16 protein-coding genes are annotated in these 15,194 nt (G+C 67.0%); 9 read left to right on the top strand and 7 right to left on the bottom strand.

Annotation, left to right across the window (positions count from 1 at the left end):
* Positions 1-12: 12 nt before the first annotated feature.
* The 7 genes from HY058_17965 to sdhC form a co-directional block, all read right to left on the bottom strand.
* On the bottom strand, positions 13-324 hold the full coding sequence (locus HY058_17965) for an XRE family transcriptional regulator (protein ID MBI3499185.1): 312 nt from the start codon (positions 322-324) through the stop codon (positions 13-15).
* Positions 321-671 (bottom strand): type II toxin-antitoxin system RelE/ParE family toxin, encoded by a 351-nt coding sequence (locus HY058_17960; GenBank protein MBI3499184.1) that lies wholly within the window; start codon positions 669-671, stop codon positions 321-323. Before HY058_17960 ends, HY058_17965 begins: the two co-directional genes overlap by 4 nt.
* 101 nt (positions 672-772) lie before the next feature.
* Positions 773-1,975: an MFS transporter gene (locus HY058_17955; protein MBI3499183.1), complete on the bottom strand. Its 1,203-nt coding sequence runs from the start codon at positions 1,973-1,975 to the stop codon at positions 773-775.
* 151 nt (positions 1,976-2,126) lie between these two features.
* Positions 2,127-2,909 carry a succinate dehydrogenase iron-sulfur subunit gene (locus HY058_17950; protein ID MBI3499182.1) on the bottom strand — a complete coding sequence of 261 codons (783 nt, stop codon included), beginning with the start codon at positions 2,907-2,909 and terminating at the stop codon, positions 2,127-2,129.
* A gap of 45 nt (positions 2,910-2,954) precedes the next feature.
* A complete protein-coding gene (locus HY058_17945; protein ID MBI3499181.1) occupies positions 2,955-4,745 on the bottom strand; it encodes a succinate dehydrogenase flavoprotein subunit in 1,791 nt (596 codons plus the stop codon).
* A 3-nt stretch (positions 4,746-4,748) separates the two neighbouring features.
* Complete coding sequence (sdhD, locus tag HY058_17940; GenBank protein ID MBI3499180.1) at positions 4,749-5,129, bottom strand: succinate dehydrogenase, hydrophobic membrane anchor protein; 381 nt, start codon at positions 5,127-5,129, stop codon at positions 4,749-4,751.
* A gap of 13 nt (positions 5,130-5,142) precedes the next feature.
* Entirely contained in the window at positions 5,143-5,541 is a 399-nt protein-coding gene (gene sdhC / locus HY058_17935; protein ID MBI3499179.1) for a succinate dehydrogenase, cytochrome b556 subunit, read from the bottom strand.
* Positions 5,542-5,839: 298 nt separating this feature from the next.
* Between sdhC and HY058_17930 the strand changes: the two genes are divergently transcribed.
* The 9 genes from HY058_17930 to HY058_17890 form a co-directional block, all read left to right on the top strand.
* The gene (locus HY058_17930) at positions 5,840-6,148 is read left to right on the top strand and encodes a helix-turn-helix transcriptional regulator (GenBank protein ID MBI3499178.1); all 309 of its coding nucleotides are present in this window, start codon (positions 5,840-5,842) and stop codon (positions 6,146-6,148) included.
* Between the two features lie 329 nt (positions 6,149-6,477).
* Entirely contained in the window at positions 6,478-8,487 is a 2,010-nt protein-coding gene (hyfB, locus tag HY058_17925) for a hydrogenase 4 subunit B (protein MBI3499177.1), read from the top strand.
* Positions 8,478-9,434: an NADH-quinone oxidoreductase subunit H gene (locus HY058_17920; GenBank protein MBI3499176.1), complete on the top strand. Its 957-nt coding sequence runs from the start codon at positions 8,478-8,480 to the stop codon at positions 9,432-9,434. Before hyfB ends, HY058_17920 begins: the two co-directional genes overlap by 10 nt.
* On the top strand, positions 9,435-10,097 hold the full coding sequence (locus HY058_17915) for a hydrogenase-4 component E (protein MBI3499175.1): 663 nt from the start codon (positions 9,435-9,437) through the stop codon (positions 10,095-10,097). It begins immediately after the preceding gene.
* On the top strand, positions 10,094-11,545 hold the full coding sequence (locus HY058_17910; protein ID MBI3499174.1) for a hydrogenase 4 subunit F: 1,452 nt from the start codon (positions 10,094-10,096) through the stop codon (positions 11,543-11,545). Before HY058_17915 ends, HY058_17910 begins: the two co-directional genes overlap by 4 nt.
* Positions 11,546-11,548: 3 nt before the next feature.
* Positions 11,549-13,072: an NADH-quinone oxidoreductase subunit C gene (locus HY058_17905; GenBank protein MBI3499173.1), complete on the top strand. Its 1,524-nt coding sequence runs from the start codon at positions 11,549-11,551 to the stop codon at positions 13,070-13,072.
* A gap of 11 nt (positions 13,073-13,083) precedes the next feature.
* Positions 13,084-13,614, top strand: a complete 531-nt coding sequence (nuoB, locus tag HY058_17900) for an NADH-quinone oxidoreductase subunit NuoB (GenBank protein MBI3499172.1) — start codon at positions 13,084-13,086, stop codon at positions 13,612-13,614.
* A 53-nt stretch (positions 13,615-13,667) separates the two neighbouring features.
* Positions 13,668-14,111 carry a pentapeptide repeat-containing protein gene (locus HY058_17895; protein MBI3499171.1) on the top strand — a complete coding sequence of 148 codons (444 nt, stop codon included), beginning with the start codon at positions 13,668-13,670 and terminating at the stop codon, positions 14,109-14,111.
* A gap of 597 nt (positions 14,112-14,708) precedes the next feature.
* On the top strand, positions 14,709-15,194 hold a 486-nt coding region (locus HY058_17890; protein MBI3499170.1), incomplete at its 3' end, for a hypothetical protein.

Below are 15,194 nucleotides of genomic sequence, written 5' to 3'. Positions count from 1 at the left end.
CGCACCTCCCTCTCAGGCAGCATCGATCATTTGCAGGCGAATCTTCTTGCCGACGACGCGCGCAGCCCGTGCGATCGTTTCCAGGTGAACCGCCGGGTTCTCCGGATCGAGAAGGCGGTCGAGCTGCGAACGGCTCGTGCGCATCAGCCGGGCCATTCGAGTCTTGGTAATGTGCTGTGCCCGCATCGCCTCGATCAGCTGCCAAGCGATCACCCGCTTGATGGCAGCGGCCTCGACCTCCTCGAGGATGCCTTCCTCGGCGAGCAGGCTGTCCAGGGAAGAACCACTAAAGTTCTTCGCTCGCGCTTTCTGCTTCGTTCTCATGCGAGGCTCCTTGCGTGCTTGCGCTGATTCGATCGCGTAAGGCTCAAATCTGCCGTCATCGTCCGTCTCGTCTTTTTAACCATGCCGTGCAGCAGCACCAAGCGCTGACGTCGATCGATGTAGAAGAACACGCGCGCAATCCGGTTGCCGGAAAGAACCGTCCGCACCTCATGCAATCCGGCGCCCATCGGTCGACACAGCGGCATACCGATCGGCCAGCCGAACTCCGCCGTCTTGATGTCCTCGCCGATGCGCCGCCGATCTTCCGCACTCATCGCCTTCAGCCAATCGCGGACCGGCTCGTTTCCGGCCTCCGTCCGATAGAAGATTGCGGGGACCCGTTTCATCGGGGGAGCCAGCGTTCGCGGCGATTATTCGGCAATGTCGGAATGAACGTACCATCTGTGGTACGTTCGAGTCAACCGATGCCACAGGCGCGGCTGAGGACTCAATGGGTCCTCCCCGGAGCATTCTCCAGCCGCCGGAGCGCCAGCGCGAAGAGGATCGAGACGGCGGCGCTGGCGATCAGCACGGCGGGCGACCAGGTCCAGCTTCCCGTCGCCGTCGCCAGGGCGGCCACCGCGGGCGGACCCAGGGACTGGCCCAGATTCGAGCCTTGCATGATGAGCCCGTTGGTGGTGGCGACGAGATTGGGCCGGGGCGCGTGCGGGGCCGAGCCGGAGAGGACTGCCGTCGGCAGCACGCCGCCGATGGCGGAGAAGGCAAGGCAGGCGAGATAACGCCAGGTGACCGAGAGGAAGGGTGAGTAGATCGCCAGGGCGGCAACCGCCATCAGCACCGACGTGCCGGCGATCAGCTGCCAACGCGGCCAGTGATGGTAGAGGAGCCAGCCGCCCAGCAAGGTGCCGATCACGTTGACGGCGACCGCGAGCGCGGTCAGCGCCGCGGCGAGAGCCGGTGAGGCGCCGGCCTCGTCGGCGAGGATGATCGGAAGGAAGCCCATGACGGCGAGGAATTGCAGGGTATAGGCGGCAAAGCCGAGGGCCAGAAGCCAGGGCCCGCGCGCCTTCAAGGTGAGCGCCAGGCCGGACCAATCCGCCGTACTGCCGCCGCGGCCGAGGCCGCGAGTCGAGGCCGCAAGCACGATGGCAAAGATCGTCATCAGCGCGGCATTGACGAGCCACAGGCCGCGCCAGCCGATAAGGTCGATGAGGGCGGGCGAGGCCACCAGCATGCTCGCCATGCCCGTCGGCATGTAGCTGCCCCAGAGGCCGAAGGCGAGGCGGAGGTCGCGGGGCGTGGCCGCGCGCACCAGCACGCCCGGACCGCCGACGACGACAATGGTGAAGCCGAGCCCTTCGAGGCAGCGGCCGGCGAACAAGAGCGGCGCAGCCGGGGCCAGCGCGCCCAAGACGCCGGCGAGCGCGATGAGCAGGAGGCCGGCGATGATCATGCGGCGGTGGCCGGCGCGGTCGATGAAGGCCCCCAGCACCATGCCGCCGAAGACGCCGATGACATTGAAGATCGACAGCACCCAGCCGGCGCCGACGAGACCGAGGGCGAATTCCTCGCGGAGGACCGGCAACGCCGCCGGCACCTTGCCGATCTGAAAGGCGGCGACCACGCCGGCGGCGACCGTGAGCCAGACGATGCGCCAATCGGTGGCGGATGGCGGTGAGGCGGGAGTCATCTCACAGCGGTATCGGTGGATCGAGGCCCCCACCCCGGCCCTCCCCCGCTTTCGCGAGGGAGGGAGCACGAGCACGAAGCTTCGGTTCCCTCCCCCACGCATGTGGGGGAGGGTTAGGGTGGGGGCAAATCACGGGAGGCAGATCGCGCGCCTAGGCCTGCCGCGCCACCATCAGCTTCTTGATCTCGGCGATGGCGCGGGCGGGGTTGAGGCCTTTGGGGCAGGTCTTGGTGCAGTTCATGATGGTGTGGCAGCGATAGAGGCGGAACGGATCCTCGAGCGCGTCCAGGCGTTCGCCGGTCGCCTCGTCGCGGGAATCGGCGATCCAGCGATAGGCCTGCAGCAGCACCGCGGGGCCGAGATAACGATCGCCGTTCCACCAGTAGCTGGGGCACGAGGTGGTGCAGCAGAAGCAGAGGACGCACTCCCACAACCCGTCGAGCTTGGCCCGCTCCTCGACGCTCTGCCGGCGCTCGCGGTCGGGCGGCGGCGGCGATTCCGTCGTGAGCCACGGTTTGATGGACGTGTACTGGGCGTAGACGGTGGTGAGATCGGGCACCAGATCCTTGATCACCGGCATGTGGGGCAGCGGATAGACCCTGACGTCGCCCTTCACCTCATCGATCGGCTTCAGGCAGGCCAGCGTGTTGGTGCCGTCGATGTTCATCGAGCAGCTGCCGCAGATGCCCTCGCGGCAGGAGCGGCGGAAGGTGAGCGTGGTGTCGATCTCGGTTTTGATCTTGATGAGCGCGTCCAGCACCATCGGCGCGCAATCGGCGAGGTCGATCTCGTAGCTGTCGAGCCTGGGGTTGGCGCCGGCCTCCGGGTCCCAGCGATAGATGCGGAAGGTCTTCGGCCGCTTGGCGCCGGCAAGCGCCTTGTAGGCCTTGCCCTCGGTCACCCGGGAATTCTGCGGCAGCGTGAATTCGGCCATGTTGCTAAGGATCCTGACCCCTGATTTCTGACATCTGATCCCTGATCAGTACACCCGCGCCTTCGGCGGGAAGACCTGCACCTCGTTCGACAGCGTGTACATGTGCACCGGGCGGTAATCGAGCCGGACCTTGCCGCTCGCATCCTGCCAGGACAGAGTGTGCTTCATCCAATTGACGTCGTCGCGGCTGGGAAAATCCTCGCGCGCATGGGCGCCGCGGCTCTCGTGGCGGGCCTCCGCGGACACTAGCGCCACCATGGCTTGCGCCATGAGGTTCTCGAGCTCGAGGGTCTCGACCAGGTCGGAGTTCCAGATCATCGAGCGGTCGCCGACGCCGAGATCGGCCATGCTGGCGGCGACCTCGCCGACCTTGGCGATGCCGGCGCGGAGCGTCTTTTCGTCGCGGAAGACGGCGGCGTGGGTCTGCATGGCGCGCTGCATGTCGAGGCGGATCTTGCCGGATTTGAGCGGGCCTTTGGCGTTGCGCAAGCGGTCGAGCCGGGCCAGACCCGCATCGCCGGCGCCCGCCGGCAACGGCTTGTGCTGGGTCCCGGGCTTCACCAGCTCGGCGGCGCGATAGGCCGCCGCGCGGCCGAAGACGACGATGTCGAGGAGCGAGTTGGTGCCGAGCCGGTTGGCGCCGTGCACCGACACGCTAGCCCCCTCGCCGATCGCCATCAGCCCTGGACAGACCGCATCGGGATTGTCCTTGGTCGGGCGCAGAGCCTCGCCGTGATAGTTGGTGGGGATGCCGCCCATGTTGTAATGCGCGGTCGGCAGGACCGGGATCGGCTCCTTGGTCACATCGACGCCGGAGAAGATGCGCGAGGTTTCGGAGATGCCGGGCAGCCGCTCATGCAGCACCTTCGGATCCAAGTGCTCCAGATGCAGGAGGATGTGGTCCTTCTCGGGCCCGCAGCCGCGGCCTTCATTGATCTCGACGGTCATCGAGCGGCTGACCACGTCGCGCGACGCCAGATCCTTGGCCGTGGGCGCGTAGCGCTCCATGAAGCGCTCGCCCTCGGAGTTGGTGAGATAGCCGCCCTCGCCGCGCGCACCCTCGGTGATGAGGCAGCCGGCGCCGTAGATCCCGGTCGGGTGGAACTGGATGAACTCCATGTCCTGCAGCGGCAGCCCGGCACGGAGCACCATGGCGTTGCCGTCGCCGGTGCAGGTATGCGCCGAGGTGCAGGAGAAATAGGTGCGGCCGTAGCCGCCGGTGGCGAGCACGGTCTGGTGCGCGCGGAAGCGGTGGATGCTGCCGTCCTCCAGGTTCCAGGCGATCACGCCGCGGCAGGCGCCGTCCTCGTCCATGATGAGGTCGAGGGCGAAATACTCGACGAAGAACTCGGCGCCGTGCTTCAGGCTCTGCTGGTAGAGCGTGTGCAGGATGGCATGGCCGGTGCGGTCGGCGGCTGCGCAGGCGCGCTTGGCGAGAGCGGCACCGTAGTTGAGCGTGTGGCCGCCGAAGGGCCGCTGGTAGATCTTGCCCGCCTCGGTGCGGCTGAACGGCACGCCGTAATGCTCCAGCTCGATCACCGCTGGGATGGCGTTCCTGCACATGTACTCGATCGCGTCCTGGTCGCCGAGCCAGTCCGAGCCCTTGACCGTGTCGTACATGTGATAGCGCCAGTCGTCGGCATCCATGTTGCCGAGCGCGGCGCCGACGCCGCCCTGGGCGGCGACCGTGTGGCTGCGGGTCGGAAACACCTTGGAGATGCAGGCGGTCTTCAGGCCCTCGATGGTCATGCCGAGAGTGGCGCGCAAGCCGGCGCCGCCGGCGCCGACCACGACCACGTCGTAGTCGTGCTCGATGATGTTGTAGGAAGGCGCCATGTCTCAGCCTCCGAACGCGATCTTGAGCACTGCGTAGAGCGCCGTGACGGCGAGCGCCACGCAGGCGTATTTCTCGATGACGACGAGCGCCAGCTTGGTACCCTCGTGGTGCACGTAGTCCTCGATCACCACCTGGAGCCCGAGGGCGGCATGATAGAAGGTGGCGCCGATCAGCAGCACCATGGCGACCGCGACGAAGGGCTGCGACAGCCAGTCGACGGTGGCGTCATGGCCGGCGCCGGCGAGCGAGACCACGCCCGCCACGAACCAGAGGGTGAGCGGCACCAGGGCGACGGCGGTCAGGCGCTGCGCCCACCAATGCTCGAAGCCGCGCTTGGCGGAACCCAGGCCGCGCGCGCGGCCGAGCGGGGTGCGCATGCTCATGCGTTGCCTCTGCTCATAGATTGCCTCCGAGGGCGACGAGCCCGACCACCCAGGCGAGCACGGTCAAGCCGACCGCCGCACCCACCACCACCCAGCCCGAGGCGTAGACCTGATCCAGCTCGAAGCCGAAGCCCGCATCCCAGAACAGATGGCGGATGCCGTTCGCCAGGTGGAAGAACAACGAGAGGGACCAGCCGAACAGCACGAGATAGCCGAACCACGAGCCGATCAGCGCCTGGGCGTCGGCGAAGCTCTCCGGACCGAGTGCGGCCGCCAGCAGCCAATAGACCAGGAGCAGCGTTCCAGCGGTCAAGGCGATGCCGGTCCCACGATGGATGATGGAGAGCACCGAAGTGAGCTGCGGCTTGTAGATCTGCAAATGGGGCGACAGCGGCCGCTGGGCGGGAGGCATGGCCGTTTACCTTATGGAATTGCGCAGGAATTCGGCTCGGGATGGGCGGACCGGCTCAGAGTTAGACCCGGGCCGGCGCCAAGTCAACGCCGGCAATGCAGAGCCGATCGAGGCCGTCGCCGTCGCCGCCGACAGGCGGTCGCACCGGCGCTTCGACCGCCGCCGCTGCCGAGGACGGACACGGAGGTGAGCGCGCCGTGAGCCTCGTTGGGTCATCCGAGCTGGGCGTCCAGCCATGAATATGGATATCTAGCCCATAAGATCGTAGGCTGAACACATCAAACGGCTTCGACCAAGCATGATAAGTGCCGGTCAATTACGTGCCGCTCGAGCCTTGCTGAGCATCGACCAGCGAGAACTGGCAGAGTTGTCGCGCCTTTCGGTGCCGACGATTCAACGCATGGAAGCCAGCAACGGCGTGATCCGCGGCAACGTCGACTCGCTGATGAAGCTGGTCGCCGCACTCGATGCCGCCGGGATCGAGCTCATCAACGAAGGGGCCGCGAGCCAGGGCGGCGGCCGCGGAGTGCGGCTGCAGTCGCCGGCTCCGGGCCGGAAGACCAACAAACCTAAAAGCAAGAAGGTGCCGGTGCATCGAGCGGCCTAGCCGGTATTTCTCCCACGGATCGGGGCAGCGATGGGACTCATGAGCTCACAGGCGAGGAAAGCCGCGAAGAGCGATGCCCAGCATCGGGGGTGGGATTTAGGAGGGGGTGGAGACCACCCCCTCCTCGCTCCTCCCCCGGCGAGCGGCTTGACGCGGCATGTGAGCTCAGGAGCCCATCCCTTCGGGTCGCGCCGCGCGGGGCGCCCGACATCGTCGCGGGTCTCAACCGTAGCTCTGCTACGCTTTTCGACCCGCTCCTTGCGGGGCGCCTCGCGCAGCGCGACGCTGCTCCCGATCCGTGGGAGAAATACTGGCTAGGGTGGGGCGCGATGTCGGCCGTGGTCGTATTGTCGTGCGTGGCGGTCATGCTGGGCGTTGCGGCATCGGCCGTGGCGATCGGGCGATCGGCCGTTGCGAGGCCGATCGTCTATGGGGCGAGCTTCCTTGCCTGCGCGCTCGCCGGCACCGCGGCACTCGCTCACCTCCTCGGCGATGCGCCTGAGGCAGGGCTGGTCCTGCCGCTGGGCCTCCCCTGGCAGGGCGCGCATTTCCGTCTGGACGCGCTCGCCGCCTTCTTCCTGATCGTGGTCGATCTCGGCAGCGCCGCGGCCAGCCTCTACGGGCTCGGCTACGGGCGCCACGAGACCGCTCCGCACCGGGTGCTGCCGTTCTTTCCGGCATTCCTCGCGGGCATGAACCTCGTCGTCCTGGCCGACGATGCGTTCACGTTCCTCATGTCCTGGGAGTTCATGTCGCTCACGTCCTGGGCCTTGGTGATGACCCACCACCGCGTCAGCGAGAACGCGCGGGCCGGCTACATCTATCTCCTCATGGCGAGCTTCGGCACGCTCTGCCTCCTGCTCGCCTTCGGGCTCCTGGCCGGCCCGGAAGGCGCCTACGACTTCACCCAGATGCGCGCCAACCATCTCGCCCCGGCGTTCTCGGGGCTGGTGCTGGCGCTGGTCCTCCTCGGCGCCGGCTCCAAGGCGGGCCTGGTGCCCCTCCATGTCTGGCTGCCGCTCGCCCATCCGGCCGCACCCAGCCACGTCTCGGCCTTGATGAGCGGCGTCATGACCAAGGTCGCGGTCTACGGGTTCGTGCGCATCGTCCTCGACCTTCTCGGACCGCCGGAATGGTGGTGGGCGATGGTCGTGCTGGCGCTCGGCGGTGCCACCTCGGCGCTGGGCGTTCTCTACGCCCTCATGCAGCACGACCTGAAGCGCCTGCTCGCCTACCATACGGTCGAGAACATCGGCATCATCTATATCGGCCTCGGTCTCACCTTGGCCTTCGAGGCAAACCACGTGGGCTGGGCGGCGGCCCTCGCTCTGACCGCGGCACTCTTCCACGTATTCAACCACTCGATCTTCAAGAGCCTGCTCTTCTTCGGCTCGGGTGCGGTGCTGACGGCAACCGGCGAGCGCGACATGGAGCATCTCGGCGGCCTCATCCACCGGATGCCACACACGGCCTTCGCGTTTCTGGTCGGCTGCGTGGCCATTTCAGCCCTGCCGCCGCTCAACGGTTTCGTCTCGGAATGGCTGACGTTCCAGGCGATCCTGCAGAGTCCCGATCTGCCGCAGTGGGGCCTCAAGGTGCTGGTCCCCGCCGTCGGCGCGCTGTTGGCGCTGTCGGCCGCCTTGGCCGCGGCCTGCTTCGTCAAGGCGTTCGGCGTCACCTTTCTCGGCCGGCCGCGAACGCCGGCAGCCGCCGAGGCACATGAGGTCGACCGGTTCTCGCTCGCCGCCATGTACGCGTTTGCGGCACTCTGCCTCTTTGCCGGCGTTCTGCCGGGCCTCGTCATCGACGGCCTGAGGCCGGTCATCCAGGCCCTCGTCGGCGATCAGATGCCGGTCCAGAGCGTGGTGCCGTGGCTCTCGATCGTGCCGATCGCCGAGGCCCGCAGCTCCTACAACGGCTTGCTCGTCTTTGTGTTCATCGCCGTGTCGGCTTCGTTCGCGATCTATGCCATCCACCGCATCGCCTCGCACGCGCTCCGCCGTGGTGCTGCGTGGGGTTGCGGTTATCCAGGGACCGGCCCAATCACGCAGTACACCTCGGGCAGCTTCGCCCAGCCGATCCGGCGCGTGTTCGGCACGGTCGTCTTTCGGGCCCGCGAGCACGTGGAAATGGCGCCCCCCGGCGATCGCCGGCCGGCGCGGATGCATGTCGATCTGAGAGACCTCGTCTGGGACGCGCTCTACGCGCCGGTGGCGACCGGCGTCAGCGCCATCGCCGATCGCCTCAACTACCTGCAGTTCCAGACCATCCGCCGCTACCTCAGCCTCGTCTTCGCCGCCCTCATCGTGCTCCTCCTGGTGGTCGGGCTATGGCCGTGATCGTCGACCTCGCCGTCCAGGGCGCCCAGATGTTCCTGGTGCTCCTGCTGGCGCCGCTGCTCACCGGCTTTATCCGCAAGGTCAAGGCGCGTCTCTTGCGCCGGCAGGGCCCGCCGATGGTTCAGCCCTATCTGGATCTCGTGCGGCTGCTCAACAAAGAGGTCGTGCTCGCCGACAACGCTTCATGGCTCTTCCGGGTGACACCCTACCTGATCTTCGCTGCGACCTGGGTGGCGGCGGCTCTGGTGCCGACCTTCGCCAGAGGCCTCATGTTCAGCTGGGCCGCCGACCTCATCGCCATCGCCGCCCTCCTTGGCAGCGTTCGCTTTTTCCTGGCGCTCGCCGGCATGGACGTGGGCACGAGCTTCGGCGGCATCGGCTCCAGCCGCGAGATGATGATCGCCTCGCTGGCCGAGCCGGCGATGCTGATGATCATCTTCACCCTGGCGCTGATCGCCCGGTCGACGCAGCTCTCCACCATTTCGACCGTGATGCTGTCGGCGCATGTGGGCTTGCGCATCTCGCTCGGCCTGGTGCTGGTCGGCCTGATCATCGTCGCCATCGCCGAGAACGCCCGCATTCCCGTCGACAATCCGGCCACGCATCTCGAGCTCACAATGGTGCACGAAGCCATGGTGCTGGAGTATTCCGGTCGGCATCTGGCGGTGATCGAGCTCGCGGCCTCGCTGAAGCTGCTCCTGTATCTTTCGCTCATATCCTGCATCTTCGCGCCTTGGGGCTTGGTTGAGGCCGGCGCCGAACCGGCAGCCTATCTCTTCGGTGTCGCCGCCTTTGTGGCCAAGCTCGCGGTCGGCGGCGCGCTCTTGGCGCTGTTTGAGACCGTGATTGCCAAGATGCGGGTGTTCAGGGTCGCGAATTTCCTCAGCGTCGCCTTGATGCTCGGCTTGCTTGGGGCGCTGCTCATGTTCATCTCGAGGAGCCTCTAGGTGGACGGGCTCGTCTACGATATCGCGCATCTCTTCGCCGGCGGACTGGTGCTGGTCAGCTTCATGATGCTCTACCAGGACCGTCTCTACGCCCTCCTCAACGTCTTTGCGCTGCACGCCGTCGTCCTGGCGTTCTCGGTGGGATGGCAGGCCTATATCCAGGATGCGCCTCACCTCTACATCACGGCGACGATCGCCATCGTCTTCAAAGGCGTGATCATTCCGGTGGCGCTCCATCGCATCATCCAGCGCCTCGGCATCCATCGCGAGATCGAGACCGTCGTCGGCGTCGGGCTCACCATGCTGTTCGGCATCGGTCTGGTGGCGCTGGCGATGGTGGTCATGCTGCGCGTCACCGCCGAGGCCGACCGCCTCGCGCGCGAGGACGTGGCGCTGGCGCTCTCCGTGGTTCTCCTCGGGCTCTTGATGATGGTGACCCGGCGCAATGCGGTGAGCCAGGTCATCGGCTTCATGTCGCTGGAGAACGGGCTGGTCTTGGCCGCCACCGGCGCCAAGGGCATGCCGCTGGTGGTCGAGATCAGCGTCGCCTTCTCGATCCTCATCGCGTTCATCGTGATTGGCATCTTCCTGTTCCGCATCCGCGAGCGCTTCGACACGGTCGACGTGCACGCGCTCGATCTCTTCCGCGGAGATCGACGATGAGCATTCCGGCATTCGACGCGGTGGGCGCCATCTTGCTGATCCCGGTGGGGACCGCCGTACTTCTGGCGCTGCTGCCGGGCTATCGGATCACCGCGCGGCTCAACGTGCTGGCGACCTTGCTCACGCTGTCGGCGGCGCTGTCGCTGCTCGTCTCCGAGCGGCCGGAACCGGGACAATACCTGCTGGTCGACGATCTCAACGTGGTCTTCATCGTCATCACCACGTTCGTCGCCTTCACCACCAGCGTGTTCAGCGCCACCTACATCGGCCATGAGCTGGAGATCGGCCGCCTCACTCCCGCCCATCTCCGCTTCTACCATGCGATGTACCAGGTGCTGATGTTCGCCATGAATCTGGCGCTCGCGGCCAACAACATCGGGCTCATGTGGGTCGCGATAGAGCTGGCGACGCTGACCACGATCCTCATGGTCGGCATCTATCGGACCCACGAGGCGATCGAAGCCGCGTGGAAGTATTTCATCCTCGGCAGCGTCGGCATCGCGCTGGCGCTGTTCGGCACGATCCTGATCTACCTCTCCGCGCAACCTGTCATGGGCGGCGGCCTCGATGCCATGCTGTGGACGCTTCTCGTCGAGCGCGCCGCCCGCTTCGATCCAGCGCTCCTCAACGTCGCCTTCATCTTCCTCCTGCTCGGATACGGGACCAAGGTCGGCTTGGCGCCGCTGCACGCCTGGCTCCCGGACGCCCACGCCGAAGGCCCGACGCCGATCTCCGCCGTGCTGTCCGGGCTGCTCCTCAACGTGGCGCTCTACGCCGTGTTGCGGTTCAAGATATTGCTGGCCGCGAACGCCGAGGCGATCGCGCCCGGCCCGCTCATGGCGGCGATGGGCCTGGGCTCGCTGATCTTCGCCGCGTTCATGCTGTACCGCCGCCGCGACATCAAGCGCCTGTTCGCGTACTCCTCGATCGAGCATATGGGCATCGTCACCTTCGCCTTCGGCATGGGCGGCCCGCTCGCCAATTTCGCCGGCCTCCTGCACATGACCATGCACAGCCTAACGAAGTCGGCGATCTTCTTCGCCGTCGGCCACATCGCCCAGGTCAAAGGCTCGCAGCGGATGGCCGACATCCGCGGGTTGACCGAGACGCATCCGATGCTCGGCTGGGGCCTCATCCTCGGCGTGTTCGCGATCGCGGGAATGCCGCCGCTCGGGATCTTCATGAGCGAGTTCCTGGTCGTGAGCTCGACCTTCGCGCGCCAGCCGCTGTTGGCGATTCCGCTCGTCGGCGGGCTCCTGGTGGCGTTCGGCGCGCTTCTGCTCCGCGTCAACAGTATCGCCTTCGGCGATCCCGTCGGCAGCACCCAGCCGGCCAAGGCCTCGTACGTGCCCCTCTATGCGCATCTGGCGCTCGTGCTCGGCGCCGGCCTCTACCTGCCGCTGCCGCTGGTGGCGTGGTTCCAGCATGTTGCCCGGCTGCTTGGATAGACGATGCCGACCCTGATCGACCTCACCGCGATGATGGGCCAGGGAAGCAGGGTCCGGGATCACCATCCCTGGCCGCGCGCGGTCGTCAGCGCCGAGCAATGGCAGTTCGCCGGGATGCACTTGGCGGCGCGGCGCTGGCTCCTCATCGGCCTCTGGGGCGACAAGGACGCCGTCCATATGGCGCTCGCCGACGACGCGGCGGCGGCGAGCGGCATCCTCAGCCTGGAATGCGCCGATCGGCAGTTCCCGTCGGTGGCGCAGCTGCATCCGCCGGCTCTTCATCTGGAGGCGGCCATCCGCGACCTGTTCGGGCTGCAGCCGATCGCCTCGCCGGACCTGCGGCCGTGGCTCGACCACGGGCAGTGGGGCATCCGCTATCCGCTCGGCCGAAGCGAGCCGTCGGCGCCGGCGCCGCCTTACCTATTTCTGCCGGCGGAAGGGGAGAGCCTGCACGAGATCGCGGTCGGTCCGGTGCATGCCGGCATCATCGAGCCCGGACATTTCCGCTTCACCGCGAACGGCGAGACCGTGGTCCGGCTGGAGGAGCGGCTGGGCTATGTTCACAAGGGCATTGAAGGTTTGATGGCCGGCGCCGATCCGGCACGCGCGGCGCGGCTGGCCGGGCGTACCTCGGGCGACAGCACCGTCGCCTACGCCTATGCCTTCGCCCGCGCCGCCGAGGCCGCTCTGGCCGTCGAGGTGCCGCCCCGCGCCGTCTGGCTGCGGGCACTGATGGCGGAGCTGGAGCGCCTGGCCAATCACTTCGGCGACATCGGGGCGATCTGCAACGATGCGGCGTTCTCCCTCATGCATACCCATTGCGGCGTGCTCCGCGAGCTTGTGCTGCGTGCCGCCGATACAAGCTTCGGCCATCGCCTGATGCGCGATCGCATCGTGCCCGGCGGTGTTGGCGTGGATCTCGACGAGCAGCGCATCGCCTGCTTGCGGTCGCTCATCGAGGAGGTGCGGCGCCGGTTTCCCGCCTTGGTCGGGCTCTATGACAACACCGCTTCGCTGCAGGACCGCACCGTGGGCACGGGCGTGCTCAACCCGGCGCTGGCGCGCCAATATGCCGCGGGCGGCTATGTCGGCCGAGCCTCGGGCCGCGACGTCGACGCCCGCCGGCTGCCGGGATATCCGCCCTACGACCAGCTCGCCTTCGAGATCCCGGTGCTCGAGGCCGGAGACGTCAACGCACGCGTGTGGATACGGATCCGCGAAGTCGAGCAGAGCCTGTCGCTGGTCGAGCAGATCCTGGACCGGCTGCCCGCCGGGCCGATCTCAGCCGATGTTCCCGCGAGCGCCGGCGGCGTGCGCGAAGGCGTTGCGCTCATTGAAGGCTTCCGCGGCGACATCCTGGTTTGGCTCAGGCTCGGCGGCGACGGGCGGGTCGAGCGCTGCCATCTGCGCGATCCGTCCTGGTTCCAATGGCCGCTCCTCGAGGCGGCGATCGAGGGGAACATCGTCGCCGATTTCCCGCTTTGCAACAAATCCTTCAACTGCTCCTATTCGGGGCACGATCTGTAGAGGCGATCGGCATGTGGAAGCTCATCGTGGAAAGCCTGGTGCACGGCCCCCTGACGGAGCCGGCACCCGCCGCCGACGAGGCGGCTCTGGCCGAGGTCGGGGCGGCGCTCGATCGGGTGGCGCGTCGACGTTTCGGACGGACCTTGTCCATCCGTCAGGTCGATGCCGGTTCATGCAACGGTTGCGAGCTGGAGATCCACGCGCTCAACAACGCCTTCTATGACGTCGAGCGGTTCGGGCTGCGCTTCGTCGCCTCGCCGCGCCATGCCGACGTGCTCCTGGTGACCGGTCCCGTCACCAAGAACATGCGTGAAGCGCTCGAACGCACCTATCTGGCGACACCCGCTCCGAAGTGGGTCGTTGCCGTGGGCGACTGCGGCGTCGACGGCGGCATGTTCGCCGGCAGCTATGCCTGCGTCGGCGGCGTCTCCGCGGTCGTGCCGGTCGACCTGCATATCCGCGGCTGCCCCCCCAGCCCGCTCGACTTGCTCAAGGGCTTGCTCGCCCTGCTGCAAGACCCGCCTCTTGGCAATCCAAGATAGGGAGATTCCACGGGCGAGCGATGATCGTTCCGCACGCAACGTCCGACCGTTCAATGCCTCAGGGGTTTCCGAAGGGGGCGGAACGGTCGGCAAAGGAGGAACCGATGGTGGACAAGACGCATCTGGCGGTGCTCTTGGAAAGTATCAGCGCATGGAATGCGTGGCGGGAGACCCACAAGGAGACGCGGCCGGAGCTCTCGCATGCGAGCTTGTGTGGATTGGACCTCATCGACGCGAATCTTTCCGGGGCCGATCTCAGCAATGCGGATTTGCGCGGCGCGGTTCTCACCGGCGCCTCCTTGATCGGCGCCAACCTCGAGGGAGCCGACTGCTTCCGGGCGGTCTTGGCCGGCGCCGATCTCGACGGCGCCAATCTCCACGGCGCCAAGTTTCTGAGCTGTCCGCAGCTTGCGGAAGCGCGGAACTGGCAAAAGGCAATCCGGGACTTGGACCACGCCTGCGGCGCTCCCATTCCCTCGCATCGTACCCACCATTGAGACCGGCGCGCGAGCAGCCGCACGGGCCCGGCTCACGCGCCTGGCTTGCGGGCGAAAGCGCAGCGAACGCTGCCGCCGGGATCGTCCAGTCGCCCCGGGGATGGACTTTGGAAGGGGCGATTCATCCCCTCCCCGACCCTCGCCGGGCGCCGGATTGATTGCGCGTGCGCATCCATGCGATGCCGGCCCGCCGTTTCGCCGACATTGAGACCGCTATTGTAGCGGTCCGGCGCGTATCCGACGGCGATGGCGGCCCGCGCCCGGTCGAGCAAGGCATCGCTCGGCTGGCACAGCTCGCAGCGCGCCTCCAGCATGTCCAGCTCTCCACCTCGGCACCGCCATGCCGACGCGGCGACCCTCGGCTTTCGGGCATGGGCCGGGGCGCCGTCGCGGTGCCCAATCGGAGCCCGTGCAAGGGAGATCGTAGCGCCGTCGAGTCCACAAGAAATTGTCGCCCCGCGCTATCCGGGTTCCTTCCTATTGACGGCTCTTGGCACCGGCCACAGATATATCTCAACGCAGCAGCAAGGCGGGGACAGCGCCATCGCGTCAGAGAAGCATCGAGCCCCGTCGCGCCGGGGTCTTGGCATGCGGTTGATGGGTTTGGTGATCCTGGCTCTTCTGAGCATTGGTTCGGAGCCGGGTTGGGCGCAGCTCACGAAGAACATGACCGTCGCGCTCAACGGCACCGGTACCGGCTCGGTGACCAGTGTGCCGGTTGGCATCAATTGTCCCGCTTCCGCCTGCAGTGCGTCCTTCCCCACGCTGACTAGCCTGGTGCTGGTGTTTACCCCGGCAGCCGGCTCGTCCTGGGCGGCAGCGACCGGCGACTGCTCCTCGACCGGGTTCCAAACGGTGGCGGTGAACTACACCCTCGTCCTCGACACGGACAAGGCCTGCACCATCACCTTTGCCGTGGTGCAGAATAGTCTCTCGGTGACACTCGCCGGCAGCGGCTCGGGCACGGTGACGAGCAGTCCGGCGGGCATCAATTGCAGCGCCGGCACCTGCTCGGCGTCGTTCAACCAGGGCACGGCGGTCACGCTCACGGCCAGTCCGGGCGCCGGATCGACCTTCGCCGGC

It is taken from the genome of Pseudomonadota bacterium (genome assembly GCA_016195085.1).
Taxonomy (GTDB): Bacteria; Pseudomonadota; Alphaproteobacteria; order SHVZ01; family SHVZ01; genus JACQAG01.
The sequence above is the reverse complement of the archived record's forward strand: the minus strand, read 5'-3'. Positions and strand labels throughout refer to the sequence as shown.

Coding starts and splice junctions, on each gene's coding strand:
- HY058_17965 (MBI3499185.1), bottom strand. CDS start 324: ATGAGAACGAAGCAGAAAGCGCGAGCGAAGAACTTTAGTGGTTCTTCC.
- HY058_17905 (MBI3499173.1), top strand. CDS start 11,549: ATGCCGACCCTGATCGACCTCACCGCGATGATGGGCCAGGGAAGCAGG.
- HY058_17895 (MBI3499171.1), top strand. CDS start 13,668: ATGCCTCAGGGGTTTCCGAAGGGGGCGGAACGGTCGGCAAAGGAGGAA.
- HY058_17945 (MBI3499181.1), bottom strand. CDS start 4,745: ATGGCGCCTTCCTACAACATCATCGAGCACGACTACGACGTGGTCGTG.
- nuoB (MBI3499172.1), top strand. CDS start 13,084: ATGTGGAAGCTCATCGTGGAAAGCCTGGTGCACGGCCCCCTGACGGAG.
- HY058_17930 (MBI3499178.1), top strand. CDS start 5,840: ATGATAAGTGCCGGTCAATTACGTGCCGCTCGAGCCTTGCTGAGCATC.
- HY058_17960 (MBI3499184.1), bottom strand. CDS start 671: ATGAAACGGGTCCCCGCAATCTTCTATCGGACGGAGGCCGGAAACGAG.
- HY058_17955 (MBI3499183.1), bottom strand. CDS start 1,975: ATGACTCCCGCCTCACCGCCATCCGCCACCGATTGGCGCATCGTCTGG.
- hyfB (MBI3499177.1), top strand. CDS start 6,478: ATGTCGGCCGTGGTCGTATTGTCGTGCGTGGCGGTCATGCTGGGCGTT.
- HY058_17950 (MBI3499182.1), bottom strand. CDS start 2,909: ATGGCCGAATTCACGCTGCCGCAGAATTCCCGGGTGACCGAGGGCAAG.
- HY058_17920 (MBI3499176.1), top strand. CDS start 8,478: ATGGCCGTGATCGTCGACCTCGCCGTCCAGGGCGCCCAGATGTTCCTG.
- HY058_17910 (MBI3499174.1), top strand. CDS start 10,094: ATGAGCATTCCGGCATTCGACGCGGTGGGCGCCATCTTGCTGATCCCG.
- sdhD (MBI3499180.1), bottom strand. CDS start 5,129: ATGAGCATGCGCACCCCGCTCGGCCGCGCGCGCGGCCTGGGTTCCGCC.
- sdhC (MBI3499179.1), bottom strand. CDS start 5,541: ATGCCTCCCGCCCAGCGGCCGCTGTCGCCCCATTTGCAGATCTACAAG.